Below are 14808 nucleotides of genomic sequence, written 5' to 3'. Positions count from 1 at the left end.
TGGTCGCCGGCTCCTACCGATTCAGCGCGCTGGCGGCAACAGCGGCAGCTGGCGTGCCGAGCACTAATAAGCCGCTGCTCATTCCGTGCGCAACGTTTCCTGCTGCTCGGCCAGCGCGAAGGCGTCGCGCACGGCTTGTTTGAGCTCCTCGCCATCCCAGGGCTTGCTGAGGAATTTGTAGATGGCGCCGCGGTTGATGGCGTCGGTGACGGTGGCCAGGTCGGCGTAGCCGGACAGCACCATGCGCACCGTGTGCGGATACAGCTCGCGTGCCCGCGCCAGAAATTCGGTGCCGCTCATTTCCGGCATGCGCTGGTCGGAAATGACCACCTGCACCGGATTGGCCGCCAGCAGTTCCAGCGCCTGATGCGCGTTGTGCGCGATCAGCACGCGGTAGCCTTCGCGCCGGAACAGGCGCACCAGGGCGTACAGGATGCTCGGTTCGTCGTCCAGCAGCAGCAGGGTGCGCGAGGGCGTCAGCTCGATGTCTTCCAGGGTTTCGGGCAGCAGGCGCCGTCCTTCGCGCAGCAGGCGCTCGCAATCGTCCGCGGCCAGCGGAGCGCTGAACAGGAAGCCCTGGATCTTGTCGCAGCCGATGCCGCGCAGATAGCTGAGCTGGCCCGCCGTTTCCACGCCTTCCGCCACCACCACCAGATTCAGGCCGTGCGCCAGCGCCACCGTGGCCTGGGCGATGGCGGCGCTGCGCGGCTCGCTGGTGATATTGCGCACGAAGCTCTGGTCGATTTTCAGCTTGTCCAGCGTGAAGCGCGACAGATAGCTGAGCGAGGAGTAGCCGGTGCCGAAATCGTCGAGCGAGATGGAGACGCCGAGACTGGCCAGTTCGGCCAACTGCGCCTGCGTATGTTCGAAGTCGCGCATCATCACGCTCTCGGTCAATTCCAGCTCCAGGCATTGCGGCGGCAAGCCGCTGGCGGCCAGCGCGGCGCGCACTTCGTCCGGCAGGCGGCCGCTGGCCAGTTGGCTGGCCGAGACATTCACGGCCACCGGCAGCTCGCCCAGGCCGGCCGCGTGCCAGAGCTGGTTCTGGCGGCAGGCTTGCTGCAGGACCCAGCGGCCGATCTCGTGAATCAGGCCGCTGTCTTCGGCCAATGGGATAAAGTCGGCCGGCGAGACGCGGCCCAGCTCCGCGCTGTTCCAGCGCAGCAGCGCCTCCATGCCGCTGATGCGGCCATCGCTGAGCGACACCTGCGGCTGATAGACCAGCTCCAGCTCCTGCCGTTCGATGGCGTGGCGCAGATGGGTTTCCAGCGTCACCCAGCGCAGGGCGTGGGCATTCATCTCGGTGGTGAAGAAGCGGAAGCCGTTGCGGCCCGTCTGCTTCATATGCGAGAGCGCGGCGCCGGCGCCGATCAGCAGGGCGCTGGCGGTAGCGCCGTCGCGCGGCGACAGGCTGATGCCGATGCTGGCGGTGATATACACTTCCTGCCCGTGGATGTCGAGCGGTTCGGTCAGGTGCGCCAGCAGGCGGCGCGCGGCGGCGATCACTTCGTCCACATCGTCGAACTGGGTGAGCAGCAGGGCGAACTCGTCGCCGCCCAGGTGGGCCAGGGTGTCGGCCGGCCCTGCCGTCAGGCTGAGACGCCGCGCCAGCTTTTGCAACAGCAGGTCGCCCGCTTCGTGGCCCAGGCTGTCGTTGATGCGCTGCAGGCGGTCGATATCGAGCAGCAGCAGCGCCACCTGGCGCGTGCCGGCTTCCGCGCTCTGGATCGCCTGTTGCAGCCGGTCGTTGAGCAGGGCGCGGTTGGGCAGTTGGGTCAAGGGATCGTGGCTGTGCAGGAAGTCGAGCTGGTAGTGGGCTTGCTTCAGCGCGCTGATGTCGCTCGACACCGAGACATAGGCGGCCACCTGGCCGCGCTCGTCGCGCATGGTGTCGATGCTCATGCGCTCCGGATAGACCTCGCCGTTCTTGCGCCGGTTCCAGATCTCGCCGCGCCAGTGGCCCTGGGTTTCCAGGCAGTGCCACATCTCGCGGTAAAAGCTGGGCTCCTGGCGCCCGGAGCGCAGCAGGCGCGGATTTTGGCCTAGCACCTCGCTCTCCGCGTAGCCGGTGATCTGGGTGAAGGCGGGATTCACGGCCACGATGCGGCCGGCAGCGTCGGTGATGGTGATGCGCTCCTGGGTGCTGTCGAAGACGCGCGCGAACAGGCGCAGGCGCTCTTCCATGGCGCGCCGCTGCGTGGTGTCGCGCAGGATCACGGTAAACAAGGGCGCGCCGTCGGCGCTGGCCACCGACAGCGACAGCTCGCCGATGAATTCCTCGCCATTTTTGCGCCGCCCGTGCAGCTCCGCCAGACGGCCGCTATAGCTGGTCTCGCCGGTGTCGCGGTAGTGTTCGAAACGGGCCTGGTGCTCGGCCTGCGAACGCGGTGCGATCAGCAGGGCGGCGTGCCGGCCCAGCACTTCTCCGGCGGCATAGCCGAACATGGCCTCGGCGGCGCGGTTAAAGCTGAGAATGTGCTGTTCGCTGTCGAGGGCGATGATGGCGTCCGGTGCCGATTCGCTCATGGCGCGGTAGCGTGCCTCGCTGGCCTGGCGCGCGGCCGCTTCCACTTGCAGATGGGCGGCGTGGCGCTGCACCATCTCGTACAGCTGCATATTGCGGTAGGCGCCGGCCAGTTGGGCGGCCAGCAGCAGCAAGATTTGTTCGTCCTCGCCGCTGAAGGGCCGGGTGCGCGGATTGGCCGCATACACCCAGCCATGCAGCGCCAGGCCGTCGCGGATCGCCAGGCCCAGCGCCTCATGCACCGGCGGATGGCCGGCCGGCAGCGCCAGCAGCTCGGCCGCGCCGCCGCGCAGATGCAGCAGGTGGCGGCTTTCCATCAGCTGGCCGGGGAAGCGCGCGGAGTCGGTGGCCTGGGCCTGCAGCAGCTTGGCGTCGAGACCGTGGGCGGCCAGTTGGCCGACGCCGCTCTCATTGCTGTGAAGCAGGCAGAGTGCCACCACCTCGGTGTCCAGCAGGGCGGCGGCGGCGCGCGCGAAATCGGCGGCCATCTGCGCGCTATCGCGCTCGCCATTCAGGCGCAGGCTGAGTTCCTGAAGGGCCATCAGGCGGCTGGCCGGACCCGGTTGGCTGGATAAGAAGGCGGGGCGGCTGGCGGCGTCGGCCGGCGCGATGCCGGCGTCCACCGTGCCCGCGCCCATGCCGGGCGGCGCGCCGGCCGCCGCGGTCTGCGGCCCTGCGGCGCCGTGATCCGCGTCGGCGTCCAGTCCCAGCTCGAATGCCACGGCGTCGAGTATCGCTTGCTGCTCGCAGGGCTTGGGCAGCACCGTGCGCACGCCGCAGCTGCTGGCCATGGCCTGCATCTCGTCCGGCGAATAGGTGGCGCTGTAAAAGATGACGGGCGTGGCGGCCAGCGCCGCATCGGCGCGCAACTGCTGCACGAACTCGAAGCCATCCATGCCGGGCATGAGGATGTCGGTGACTACCAAGTCGGGATATTCGCGGCGCGCCAGCGCCAGCGCCTGTACGCCATCGCTGGCTTCGAGCAGGCGGTGGGCGCTGAAGCCCAGCAGCGTCACCAGGTATTCCCGGTTGCTGGGGCGGTCGTCGACGATGAGAATAGTGGCCATGGTGTTTGCCTGGCGGGGGTGGAACTGATGTTACGCCTCAGTTAAGGAGGAGGGCGCACGGCTGTGACGTGCTTGAAAGTTACCGTCTTTATAATATGGTATTTTTGGAATAGGAAGAATTGCAGTCCGCCGCAGGGAATTACGGCCGGCCAGCGCCAAATCCTTTAAAATAGCGGGTTAAGAAATATTTGCCGTTCCTGCATTTCACAAAAGGATAGAATAATGTCTATTTCCAGCACCGAAGAAATCGTTGCCGAACTGCGCGCTGGCCGCATGGTGATTCTGGTGGACGAGGAAGACCGCGAGAATGAAGGCGATCTGGTGCTTGCCGCCGATTTCGTCACGCCCGAAGCGATCAACTTCATGATCAAGCATGCGCGCGGCCTGGTGTGCCTGACCCTGAGCGAAGAACGCTGCGACCAGCTGGAACTGAGCATGATGACCAGCCGTAATGGTACCTCTTTCGGCACCAACTTCACCGTTTCGATCGAAGCGGCGGAGGGCGTGACGACCGGGATTTCGGCGGCCGACCGCGCCAAGACCATCCAGGTTGCCGTGGCCAAGAACGCCAAGCCGAGCGACATCGTGCAGCCGGGCCATATCTTCCCGCTGCGCGCGGTGAAGGGCGGGGTGCTGATGCGCGCCGGCCATACCGAAGCCGGTTGCGATCTGACCGCCATGGCCGGCCTGACGCCGGCCTCGGTGATCTGCGAGATCGTCAAGGACGACGGCACCATGGCCCGCCTGCCGGACCTGCTGGAATTCGCCAAGGAACATGGCCTGAAGATCGGCACCATCGCCGACCTGATCCACTACCGCAGCCAGAACGAGTGCATGGTCGAGCGCGTGGCCGAACGGCCGCTGCGCACCGCCCACGGCGACTTCCAGATGATCGCCTTCCGCGACAAGCCGAGCGGCAGCGCCCACCTGGCGCTGGTGCATGGCGCGGTGGCGCCGGACCAGGATTCGCTGGTGCGTGTGCACCAGCCGGTGTCCATCCTGGACCTGCTGGAAACGGAAGCCACCACCCACTCGTGGAATGTGTCATCCTCGCTGAAAGCGATCAAGGCGGCGCCGCACGGCGTGATCGTGCTGCTGAACTGCGGCGAGACCGCCGAACAGCTGTTTACCCAGTTCGCCGCGCTCGGCCAGCCGGCCGCCAAGCCGCAGGGCCGCGCCGCCAGCATGGACCTGCGCAGCTACGGTATCGGCGCCCAGATCCTGCGCGAACTGGGCGTGAGCAAGATGCAATTGCTGGCCAGCCCGCGCAAGATGCCGTCGATGACGGGCTTCGGGCTGGAAGTCAGCGGTTTCCTGGCCAAGCCGGCCGCGTAAACTATATTAACCATTTATCGAAAGAGGCAAGTCATGACTGTAGGAACCTACGAAACCAATCTGGATGGCGAAAGCCTGCGCATCGGCATCGTACAGGCGCGTTTTAACGAAGACGTGTGCCATGGTCTGCTGTCGGCCTGTCTGGCGGAACTGAAGCACCTGGGCGTGGCCGACGAAGACGTGCTGCACGTGACCGTGCCGGGTGCGCTGGAAATCCCGCTGATCCTGCAAAAGATGGCCGAGACCGAGCAGTTCGACGCGCTGATCGCGCTGGGCGCCGTCATCCGCGGCGAGACCTACCACTTCGAACTGGTCTCGAACGAGTCCGGCGCCGGCATCACGCGCGTCAGCCTGGACTGCAATATCCCGATCGCCAACGCCGTGCTGACCACCGAAAACGACGAGCAGGCCGAAGTGCGCATGGCCGTCAAAGGCGCCGAAGCGGCGCGCGTGGCCGTGGAAATGGCCAATCTGGCCATCGCCCTGGAAGAGCTGCACCAGGACGACGACGACGGCGACGAGTAATCCCGAGCGGCCCGCGCGGCCGCTCCCCATATGTATTTAAGAATAGGTAGGAAACCATGACCGATAAATCTGCACACGCCAATCCGAGCAAGAACCGCACGCCGCGCCACCGCGCGCGCGAGTTCGCGCTGCAGGGTCTGTATCAGTGGCTGCTGAATAACGAAGATGCGACCACGGTCGTCAACAATATCCGTGCCGCGCACGGCTTCGACAAAGCCGACGCCGAGTACTTCACCAATCTGCTGTATGGCGCCATCAAGGATTGCGTTTCCCTGCGCGACACCTTCGCGCCGCTGGTGGACCGCGGCGTGGCCGAACTGTCCCCGATCGAGCACGCCGTGCTGCTGATCGGTGCTTACGAGTTCAAGAACCATCCCGAGATCCCATACCGCGTGGTCATCAACGAAGCGGTCGAGCTGACCAAATCCTTCGGCGGCATCGATGGCCACAAATACGTCAACGGCGTGCTGGACAAGCTGTCCGCCAAGTTGCGCGCCGACGAAGTCGCCGGCGACAAGAAACGCTGATCCGCGGCGGGTCCACGCGCCCGCCTACGGCACCGCAATGCCGCCCCGCCGTCCTGGCCGGGCGGCATTTTGCATCTGCATAGCCGAGCCCGTGTCCACCATGGTGCCAGGCACCATGGTGGACACGGGCTCGGCTGGTTGGTGCGGATTTTCACATCGGGTTCACGCGCCTGCTGGCATCATCTGCAGGGGCTGGCCAAGGGATAGACGACGATGAATGTACTGGTGGTGGAGGACAACGCTCTGCTGGCCCGCAACCTGGCGGAGGTGCTGGAGCAGGGCGGCTATAGTGCGGACTTTGCCGGCGACGGCCTGCATGGTTTGAAGCTGGCGCTGGAACAGGATTATGATGTGCTGGTCCTCGATCTGGCCCTGCCGGGTATGGATGGCCTGGAAGTCTGCCGCCATCTGCGCCGCGAGCTGCCGCGCCGCCTCCCCGTCCTGATGCTGACCGCGCGCGACACCTTGCAGGACAAGCTCGCCGGCTTCGACAGCGGCGCCGACGATTATCTGGTCAAGCCCTTTGCGCCGGAGGAATTGCTGGCGCGCTGCCGCGCCCTGGCGCTGCGCCGGCAGGATTATCAATTGGCGGTTGGCGCGCTGCGCATCGATCGCCGCAGCCAGACGGCCACGCGCGCCGGGCAGGCGCTCAAGCTGAATCCGCAGGCCTACCGCATTTTGCTGGCGCTGGCCGAAGCCCATCCGCGCATCCTCACGCGCTCCGAGCTGACGCGCAAGCTGTGGCAGGACGAACCACCCGATTCCGACGCCCTGCGCAGCCATCTCTACCTGTTGCGCCAGGAACTCGACAAGCCTTTCGACAAACCCATGCTGCATACCGTGCACGGCGTTGGCTTCCGTCTGGACGCGACGGCATGAAGCCCGCCGCGAGCCTGCGCCGCCGGCTGATGCTGGCTTTCGCCCTGGTGGCCTTGCTTACCGCGCTGTGCTTCAGCGTGTTCGGCCTGCTGTTCGTGTACGCGGTCGAAGACGATTTCTTCGCCAATATCCTGAGGCAGGAAACCATGCACCAGCAGCGCAGCTGGGCCGAGCATGGCGTGCTGGCGCGGCCCTTGCGTGACACCGTGCGTGTGCTGGACGGCGCGGACCAGTTGCCGGCCGACCTGTCGGCCCAGCTGCCAGCCGGACCACGCAGCGGAGAATTCTTCGGCGAGCAAGGCCGCCACTACCATCTGCGCGAGCTGCGGCTCGCGGGCCGCGCGGCTCCGCTATATTTATTGGCGGAAGTCAGCGGCGAGCTGGTGGTGCGTCCGCGCCTGCCATTCATCCTGGGTTTTCTGGGCGCCGCGATGCTGGCGATCGTCGCCTTCACGCTGCTGCTGGGCTACTGGCTGGCGGGGCGGGCTAGCGCGCCGCTGACGCGGCTGGCACAACTGGTTGCGGGGGCGAAGCCGGAACAGTTGCCGCGCCAGTTCGCCGCCGCTTTTCCCGACAATGAAATCGGCGCCCTGGCCCGCGCTCTGGAAGAGGCCTTGGCCCGCACCGCCGCCTTCATCGAGCGCGAACAGCATTTCACGCGCGACGCTAGCCATGAACTGCGCACGCCGCTGGCCGTGATCGGCGGCGCGGCTTATCTGCTGGGGCAGCAGCCGCTCGCGCCGCAAGCGGCCGACCAGCTTGCGCGCATCCGCAGCGCCGCAAGCCACATGGAGCAAAGCCTGGCCGCGCTGCTGGCGCTGGCCCGTGAGGACGCAGCGCCGGCCGCCAGCGCCAGCGCGCTGCTGCCATCCATCGAAGCGGCCGTGGTGCGCTTCGCCCATCTGCTCGACGGCAAGCCGGTGCATGTTGCCGTTGCGGTGGATGCGTCCGCGCAAGCGCGCTGCCCCGCCGCGGTGCTCGATATCCTGCTTTCCAATCTGGTCAGCAATGCCTTCGCCAATACCCAGCAAGGTGAAGTCAGGATTACGTTTGAAGACAACAGCCTGGTGGTCAGCGATAGCGGCAGCGGCATTTCCCCCGCCGTGGCCGAGCGTCTTTACGAAGCCGGTGTCAAAGGGGAGGGCAGTCAAGGACTGGGTCTGGGTCTGTCGATCGCGCAGCGCCTGGCCCAGCGCCATGGCATCAGGCTGCATGTCGCCAACGCCAGTGGCAGCGCCGCAGGCGTGCGCGCCAGCTTGCAGTTTCCAGCGTAAAAAGCCGGCGCGGCTTTGCGCCGCCTCCAAGGCGGGCGAAGGTATGCGTGGGACCATGGCATAATCATTCCACAGACGGAGTTGCATATGGTTGCCGCCAATTTCGATGCCCATCAATACGCCAGACGCCTGATTGATGCAGGTTTCTCACCCTCCCAGGCAGATGTATTGGCAGAAACGACGGGGGAGATCATGCTGGAAATCACAAGCGTTGCCACCGCTGTCGAAAAACTCGAATGCAAGATGACGGCCGAGTTTGAGAAGCAGCGTGCTTATACGGACAAGGTTGTGGCTGAACTGCGCCAGGCCATGGCCGAGCAAGGCCAGAATATGATGCGCTGGATATTGTTGGTCGGCGCCGCTTTTGGCCTCATTCAGACAGGCCTGCTCACTGCCATCGTTGTGAAGCTGCTGTTCTGAGACGAAAAAAAAGCCACCGCAAGGTGGCTTCATCGTTTCCGCCGGCTGGATTACAGGCCAGCCAGTTGTTCCGTTTCCATCGGTTTGGCGCCACTGCTGGCGACGGTGGTGGTTTTCGGGGCCGGGGCGGCCGCCATGATCGGCGTGATCGTCGGTACTTTCTTGCCGGTCGAGACTTGTTTCAGGCGCTTGTACTCCGCCAGCACTTTCGAGCCATAGCCGTCATCGGTTTCAAAGGCGGCGGCGCCGACATAGGTTTTCAGGCCGGCTTCGACCGAGCCGCCACGGGTCACATAATCCTTCAGGATTTGCGAACCGACGCGGATATTGGCCACCGGATTCAGCGCCGCTTGCACGCCGCCCATTTCCTGGAAGCGGTCGTGGTGCACCTTGGACATCACCTGCATCAGGCCTTGCGCGCCCATCGGGCTTTCCGCGAACGGATTCAGGCCGGATTCGATCGCCATCACGGCCAGGATCAGCAGCGGGTCGAGTTTGATCTCATGCGCGGTCAGATACGCGGTCGAGACCAGCATATTGGCCGCATCGCCGGCCACGCGGTAGCGCTTGGACAGCCAGCTGGTCACCCATTCCTGCTGCTTGCGGGTGCCCATCAGGGCTTTTTCTTCCGGCGTCAGCGGGGCCGCTGTGCTGGTTTTGGTGGCGGTGGCGGCCGACGCGTCCATCAATTCGTGCAGCGGTGGCGCCACCACGGCGACGACTTCAGGGGCCGGCTCTTCCGTCAGACTTTTGCTCAGTTGGCGAGCCAGGTCGGGACGGACAAACAGTACTGCAATTACTACCAGGGCGGAAACGCCAAAGATCGTCAGCGTGTGCTGAGCCGTAGTCAGAAGACTACGCACTGAAATTTGCGGCATGGACAGCCGCGCAATCAGATTATGGTTCATAGAAACTCCTCTGGAATGACCGCCGAGGACGCACCATCGCCGCGCAAAAGCGCGGTCGTGCCGGTGTGCCAAAGCCGTGCATCAGAATTATCATCGCCCGCCGCGGCCGTAGGCCCGCGCGCTGGACGCCATCATTGCTTGCTAGAGCTGATTACTTATATGTAGAACCAGTCGCAATACAACTTTTTTCGGGGGAGGAGGCAGACGCCTCGTGAAAAACACTCCTTAAAATGTCATGTGGAGCCCCGACTCCGTGAATGAATGAGCGACAATTAGTTGGCGTTCTTGCCATGTCCTCTTCAAGTAGGGTGGATTGTAGGAGGCACAATATACCACGTCAATACTAAAGAATCGATTCTTTATTACTTTTGGATATAGGTTTCCCAGGCAGGTTTGAGCAAAAACCAATAGAATCAAGCACTTGATCGAAACTCTTCAGTTAGCCTGTTTAAACAGAAAAAATCGTAAAAAAGTATGAAATATTCGGATCTGCGAGATTTTATTTCCCAACTGCAACGCATGGGCGAACTAAAGCACATTTCCTTGCCAATTTCGCCATATTTGGAGATGACCGAGATCTGCGACCGCACCTTGCGCGCCGAAGGTCCGGCCCTGCTGTTCGAGAAACCGGCCGGTTTCGACATCCCCGTGCTGGGCAATCTGTTCGGCACCACGCGCCGCGTGGCACTGGGCATGGGCGCCGAGGATCTGGGCGAGCTGCGCAAGATCGGCCATGTGCTGGCGCGCCTGAAAGAACCCGAGCCGCCCAAGGATTTCAAGGATCTGATGGGCCTCGGCTCGCTGGTCAAAGCCTTATGGGATATGGCGCCGAGGGAAATGCGCGGCGCGCCTTGCCAGGAAGTCGTCTGGGAGGGGAATGACGTCGACCTGGGCCGCTTGCCGATCCAGCACTGCTGGCCGGGCGATGTGGCGCCGCTGATTACCTGGGGCCTGGTGATTACCAAGGGGCCGAATAAGAAGCGGCAGAACCTGGGCATCTACCGCCAGCAGGTGCTGGGCCGGAACAAGGTCATCATGCGTTGGCTGGCGCATCGCGGCGGCGCGCTCGATTTCCGCGAGCACGCCATCAAGAACAAGGGCCAGCCGTATCCGGTGGCGGTGGCGCTGGGCGCCGACCCGGCCACGATTCTGGGCGCGGTGACGCCGGTGCCGGATTCGCTGTCCGAATACCAGTTCGCCGGCCTGCTGCGCGGCAGCCGCACGGAGCTGGTCAAGGCCATCGGCAGCGAGTTGCGCGTGCCGGCATCGGCCGAAATCGTGCTGGAAGGGCATATCTATCCGGACGAGAATCACCCGTCCGGCTACGAGCATGCGCTGGAAGGACCGTATGGCGACCACACCGGCTACTATAATGAGCAGGACTGGTTCCCGGTCTTCACCATCGACCGCATCACGATGCGGCGCGATCCGATTTACCACTCCACGTATACGGGCAAGCCGCCGGACGAGCCGGCGGTGCTGGGCCTGGCGCTGAACGAAGTCTTCGTGCCGCTGCTGCAAAAGCAGTTCAGCGAAATCACCGATTTCTATCTGCCGCCGGAAGGCTGCAGCTACCGCATGGCCGTGGTGCAGATCCGCAAGCAGTATGCCGGCCACGCCAAGCGCGTGATGTTCGGCGTGTGGAGCTTCCTGCGCCAGTTCATGTATACCAAGTTCATTGTGGTGGTGGACGAGGATGTGAACATCCGCGACTGGAAAGAGGTGATCTGGGCCATTACCAGCCGCGTCGATCCGATCCGCGACACCACCCTGGTCGACAACACGCCGATCGATTATCTGGACTTCGCTTCGCCCATCAGTGGCCTGGGCAGCAAGATGGGCATCGACGCGACCAATAAGTGGCCGGGTGAAACCAGCCGCGAATGGGGCACGACCATCCAGATGACGCCGGAAGTGAAGGGGCGCGTGGACCAGATCTGGCAGCAGCTCGGCCTGTAAACGGCAGGGTGCGATTCCGCACCCACGAAATCCGCCGGTCGGTTATAATTGCATCTGGCGGGCCCCTGCGCATTGTGGCACGGTTAACCTGGTCAGGTCGGGAACGAAGCAGCCAAAGCTGTTCACCGCAAGTGCCGCAGATCAGGCTCGCCTCTTATCGAAAAAGCTGCCCCGGGCAGCTTTTTTCATTTCCGCTCCAACGCGAAGACAGCCCGAAGCGGGCGCGCACCGCCTAATCTTGTCCGCTGGACGGGCATCTACGGTAAAATCAGCGAATGTCCTATCAAGTCCTAGCTCGCAAATACCGTCCCCGGAACTTTGAAACGCTCGTCGGCCAGGAGCACGTCGTGCGCGCGCTCACGCATGCGCTGCACAGCGGCCGCCTGCACCACGCCTATCTGTTCACGGGTACGCGCGGCGTCGGCAAGACTACCTTGTCGCGCATTCTGGCCAAATCGCTCAACTGCGTCGGGCCGGACGGCACGGGCGGCATCACCGCCACGCCCTGCGGCGTGTGCGAAGCCTGTACCGCCATCGACGGCGGCCGCTTCGTCGACTATATAGAGATGGACGCGGCGTCGAACCGTGGCGTCGATGAAATGGCCCAGCTGCTGGAGCAGGCGGTGTACGCGCCTTCCAACGCGCGCTTCAAGGTCTATATGATCGACGAGGTGCACATGCTGACCAACCACGCCTTCAACTCCATGTTGAAGACGCTGGAAGAACCGCCCGAGCACGTGAAATTCATCCTGGCGACCACCGACCCGCAAAAAATTCCGGTCACGGTGCTGTCGCGCTGCCTGCAGTTCAATCTCAAGCAGATGCCGCCGGGGCATATCGTCGGCCACCTGGAAAACATCCTGGGCCAGGAAAATGTGAGCTTCGAGCATCCCGCCTTGCGCCTGCTGGCCCAGGGCGCGCACGGTTCGATGCGCGACGCGCTGTCGCTGACCGACCAGGCGATTGCCTACGCCGCCGGCGCGGTGACGCTGGATGCGGTGCAGGGCATGCTCGGCGCGCTCGACCAGTCCTATCTGATCCGCCTGCTCGATGCGCTGTCCAAACAGGATGGCGCCGACCTGATGGCGGTGGCCGACGAAATGGCCACGCGCAGCCTGTCGTACAACGGCGCCTTGCAGGATCTGGGCACCTTGCTGCACCGGATCGCGCTGGCGCAGACCGTGCCTGCGGCCGTGCCGGAAGATCTGCCGGAGTACGCCGACATCGTGCGCCTGGCCGGCGCTTTCGACGCGGAAGAAGTCCAGCTGTATTATCAGATCGCCGTCCATGGCCGCAATGAGCTGGGCCTGGCGCCCGACGAATACGCCGGCTTCTCCATGACCCTGTTACGCATGCTTGCCTTTCGGCCCGGCATCGGCGGGGCGGACGGCGTACCGGCCGCTGCCCCGGTAGCGGCTCGTCCGTCCGGCGCGAATCCGGCCCGTGCCGCCGCCGCTGCGGCCGGCATGCCGGCGCGCGCGGCATCGGCTTCCACCGTCAGCCATGCCAGCGTGATCCCGAATCCGGCCGCCGCCGCAATGGCCGCCGCCCAGCCTGCGGCCAGCGAGCCGCCCGCGTATGGCGCCGCCGCTGGCGCGCCCATGCCGCAAGCCCCAGTGGCGGCAGCGCCGATTCCGGTGGCGCCGCCGGCTGTTGTGCCGAACCATGTCCAGCCGCAGCATCAGCCGGCCGTCGCGCCAGCCGCCCGTCCGGCTGCCGCCGCTGCGCCGCTGAGCCCCGCGCGCGCCGCCATCAATGCGGCGCTGGAAGCGGCCCGCGCCGCCACGGCCGCCCGTACTGGCGCGCGGCCGCCAATGAAAACCACGCCGCTCGAAAGCGATGCGCCAGCGGCTGCCGCGCCAGCGCCAGCCGTTCCTGCGCCGGCTCCAGCCTTTGCGCCCGCGCCAAGCACCGCGCCGGCGCCGTCGGCTGGCGGCTTTGGCGCCGCCGCGCAACCAGCGGCGGCGCGTCCCGCGCCGTGGGAAGATGCATCGGCGGGCGGGGCGCCAGTTGCCCGCGCCGCCGCGCCTTGGGACGACGCGTCCGCCAGCGCGGCCGTGATGGAAGCGCCGGCGCAGGCCGCCGCGCCAGCCATGATGCCGTCCGCTGCGCAAGCCGCGCCGCAAGCAGCGCCACGCGCTCCGGTGCGCCAGCAGTCCGAGGAAGACGATCTGCCGCCCTGGGTGACGGAGTTCTCCGACGATTCCGCCATGCCGGCCAGCGCTTCGCAATTCGGCTATGACGAGGCGCCTGTTGCCGCCGCCGCGCCGCGCCAGGCAGCGCCAGCGAAACCGCCTTACGAATATGTGATCACCCCCGTTCCTGAGCTGGACTGGGACGGCAATTGGCCGCTGCTGGCCGCCCACCTGCCGCTGCGCGGCGTGGCGCAGCAGCTGGCCACGCAGTCGGAGCTGATCGATTGCAGCATCGACGGCAACGCCGCGCTGTTCCGCATCCGCTGCCCGATCGAAACCTGGCGCACGCCCGCCAACGTGGAAAAACTCACGGCCGCCCTGGCTGAGCGCTTCCAGCGCGTGGTGCGCGTGGAATCGGAAACCGGCGCGGTCTGGTACACCACCAGCGCCGAAGCCCAGGCCCACCGCGACGCCTGCCAGCGCGCGGCGGAAGCGACGGTCGCCAGCGATCCCTTCGTGAAAAGCATGATCCGCGAATTCGGCGCTTTCATCGTACCGGGATCGATAGTGGCGCCGCAGACGCCCGCGCATTAAACTGAATACAAACCCTAGCCTTACGGAGAAACACCATCATGATGAAAAATCAACTGGCCGGCCTGATGAAACAGGCGCAAGCAATGCAGGACAATATGAAGAAAGCCCAGGAATCGCTGGGCAGCATCGAGGTCGAAGGCCAGTCCGGCGCCGGCTTGGTGAAAGTCGTCATGACTTGCAAAAACGATGTGAAGCGCGTCACCATCGATCCATCGCTGCTGGCCGACGACAAGGACATGCTGGAAGACCTGGTGGCCGCCGCCTTCAACGACGCCGTGCGCAAGGCTGAAGCCACCGCCGCCGAGAAAATGAGCGGCCTGACCGCCGGCATGAATCTGCCAGCCGGCTTCAAAATGCCATTCTAAAATGTTCGTCATCGCGCTCACTTACCTGAAGCCCGCCGCGGAGATCGACGCTCTGCTCGGCGCGCATCGTGAGTATTTGCGTGAGCAATATGCGAACGGCACCTTCCTGCTATCCGGCCGCATGGTGCCGCGCACCGGCGGCATCATCCTGGCCATGGCGGACAGCCGGGCCGATATCGAAGCCGTGATCGAGCTGGACCCGTTCAAGCAGGCCGGCGTGGCCAGCTACGCGATCACGGAATTCGTTCCCACCATGGCGGCCGAGGCGCTGAGCCAGTTCCAGCATCAGGGTTAGC

The 14808-nt window shown here is 64.8% G+C and carries 12 protein-coding genes and 1 other RNA gene; 11 read left to right on the top strand and 2 right to left on the bottom strand.

What is annotated here, in order from left to right; translation table 11 throughout:
* Window positions 1–78 precede the first annotated feature (78 nt).
* Complete coding sequence (locus FHS03_RS26815) at window positions 79–3591, bottom strand: EAL domain-containing protein (protein WP_183443966.1); 3513 nt, start codon at window positions 3589–3591, stop codon at window positions 79–81.
* A gap of 222 nt (window positions 3592–3813) precedes the next feature.
* On the opposite strand from FHS03_RS26815, the gene ribBA reads away from it, so the two are divergent.
* From ribBA to FHS03_RS26785, 6 genes are all read left to right on the top strand, one after another.
* Window positions 3814–4926, top strand: coding sequence for a bifunctional 3,4-dihydroxy-2-butanone-4-phosphate synthase/GTP cyclohydrolase II (ribBA, locus tag FHS03_RS26810; RefSeq protein ID WP_176349845.1), 1113 nt, complete (start codon window positions 3814–3816; stop codon window positions 4924–4926).
* A gap of 33 nt (window positions 4927–4959) precedes the next feature.
* Window positions 4960–5451 (top strand): 6,7-dimethyl-8-ribityllumazine synthase, encoded by a 492-nt coding sequence (gene ribH, locus FHS03_RS26805; protein ID WP_183443965.1) that lies wholly within the window; start codon window positions 4960–4962, stop codon window positions 5449–5451.
* A gap of 56 nt (window positions 5452–5507) precedes the next feature.
* On the top strand, window positions 5508–5978 hold the full coding sequence (gene nusB, locus FHS03_RS26800) for a transcription antitermination factor NusB (protein ID WP_183443964.1): 471 nt from the start codon (window positions 5508–5510) through the stop codon (window positions 5976–5978).
* 213 nt (window positions 5979–6191) lie between these two features.
* Entirely contained in the window at window positions 6192–6857 is a 666-nt protein-coding gene (locus FHS03_RS26795) for a response regulator transcription factor (RefSeq protein WP_183443963.1), read from the top strand.
* Window positions 6854–8131: a sensor histidine kinase gene (locus FHS03_RS26790; protein ID WP_183443962.1), complete on the top strand. Its 1278-nt coding sequence runs from the start codon at window positions 6854–6856 to the stop codon at window positions 8129–8131. Before FHS03_RS26795 ends, FHS03_RS26790 begins: the two co-directional genes overlap by 4 nt.
* 87 nt (window positions 8132–8218) lie before the next feature.
* Window positions 8219–8551, top strand: coding sequence for a CCDC90 family protein (locus tag FHS03_RS26785; RefSeq protein ID WP_183443961.1), 333 nt, complete (start codon window positions 8219–8221; stop codon window positions 8549–8551).
* A gap of 50 nt (window positions 8552–8601) precedes the next feature.
* Here FHS03_RS26785 and FHS03_RS26780 read toward each other — a convergent pair whose 3' ends face one another.
* Complete coding sequence (locus tag FHS03_RS26780; protein WP_183443960.1) at window positions 8602–9459, bottom strand: lytic transglycosylase domain-containing protein; 858 nt, start codon at window positions 9457–9459, stop codon at window positions 8602–8604.
* Between the two features lie 474 nt (window positions 9460–9933).
* Between FHS03_RS26780 and ubiD the strand changes: the two genes are divergently transcribed.
* From ubiD to FHS03_RS26755, 5 genes are all read left to right on the top strand, one after another.
* A complete protein-coding gene (gene ubiD / locus FHS03_RS26775; protein WP_183443959.1) occupies window positions 9934–11418 on the top strand; it encodes a 4-hydroxy-3-polyprenylbenzoate decarboxylase in 1485 nt (494 codons plus the stop codon).
* A gap of 56 nt (window positions 11419–11474) precedes the next feature.
* An RNA gene (gene ffs / locus FHS03_RS26770) (signal recognition particle sRNA small type) lies at window positions 11475–11573 on the top strand.
* A gap of 120 nt (window positions 11574–11693) precedes the next feature.
* Window positions 11694–14147 carry a DNA polymerase III subunit gamma/tau gene (gene dnaX, locus FHS03_RS26765; protein WP_183443958.1) on the top strand — a complete coding sequence of 818 codons (2454 nt, stop codon included), beginning with the start codon at window positions 11694–11696 and terminating at the stop codon, window positions 14145–14147.
* A gap of 38 nt (window positions 14148–14185) precedes the next feature.
* The gene (locus FHS03_RS26760; RefSeq protein WP_183443957.1) at window positions 14186–14512 is read left to right on the top strand and encodes a YbaB/EbfC family nucleoid-associated protein; all 327 of its coding nucleotides are present in this window, start codon (window positions 14186–14188) and stop codon (window positions 14510–14512) included.
* 1 nt (window position 14513) lies between these two features.
* A complete protein-coding gene (locus tag FHS03_RS26755) occupies window positions 14514–14807 on the top strand; it encodes a YciI family protein (protein ID WP_183443956.1) in 294 nt (97 codons plus the stop codon).
* The last annotated feature ends 1 nt before the right edge of the window (window position 14808 follow it).

The organism is Pseudoduganella violacea (genome assembly GCF_014191875.1).
Lineage (GTDB): Bacteria > Pseudomonadota > Gammaproteobacteria > Burkholderiales > Burkholderiaceae_D > Rugamonas > Rugamonas violacea_A.
The sequence above is the reverse complement of the archived record's forward strand: the minus strand, read 5'-3'. Positions and strand labels throughout refer to the sequence as shown.

Bases quoted from the DNA above. Each gene is read 5' to 3' on its own strand.
- FHS03_RS26760 (WP_183443957.1), top strand. From the start codon at position 14,186: ATGATGAAAAATCAACTGGCCGGCCTGATGAAACAGGCGCAAGCAATG.
- FHS03_RS26755 (WP_183443956.1), top strand. From the start codon at position 14,514: ATGTTCGTCATCGCGCTCACTTACCTGAAGCCCGCCGCGGAGATCGAC.
- ribH (WP_183443965.1), top strand. From the start codon at position 4,960: ATGACTGTAGGAACCTACGAAACCAATCTGGATGGCGAAAGCCTGCGC.
- FHS03_RS26780 (WP_183443960.1), bottom strand. From the start codon at position 9,459: ATGAACCATAATCTGATTGCGCGGCTGTCCATGCCGCAAATTTCAGTG.
- ribBA (WP_176349845.1), top strand. From the start codon at position 3,814: ATGTCTATTTCCAGCACCGAAGAAATCGTTGCCGAACTGCGCGCTGGC.
- nusB (WP_183443964.1), top strand. From the start codon at position 5,508: ATGACCGATAAATCTGCACACGCCAATCCGAGCAAGAACCGCACGCCG.
- ubiD (WP_183443959.1), top strand. From the start codon at position 9,934: ATGAAATATTCGGATCTGCGAGATTTTATTTCCCAACTGCAACGCATG.
- FHS03_RS26795 (WP_183443963.1), top strand. From the start codon at position 6,192: ATGAATGTACTGGTGGTGGAGGACAACGCTCTGCTGGCCCGCAACCTG.
- FHS03_RS26815 (WP_183443966.1), bottom strand. From the start codon at position 3,591: ATGGCCACTATTCTCATCGTCGACGACCGCCCCAGCAACCGGGAATAC.
- FHS03_RS26790 (WP_183443962.1), top strand. From the start codon at position 6,854: ATGAAGCCCGCCGCGAGCCTGCGCCGCCGGCTGATGCTGGCTTTCGCC.
- FHS03_RS26785 (WP_183443961.1), top strand. From the start codon at position 8,219: ATGGTTGCCGCCAATTTCGATGCCCATCAATACGCCAGACGCCTGATT.
- dnaX (WP_183443958.1), top strand. From the start codon at position 11,694: ATGTCCTATCAAGTCCTAGCTCGCAAATACCGTCCCCGGAACTTTGAA.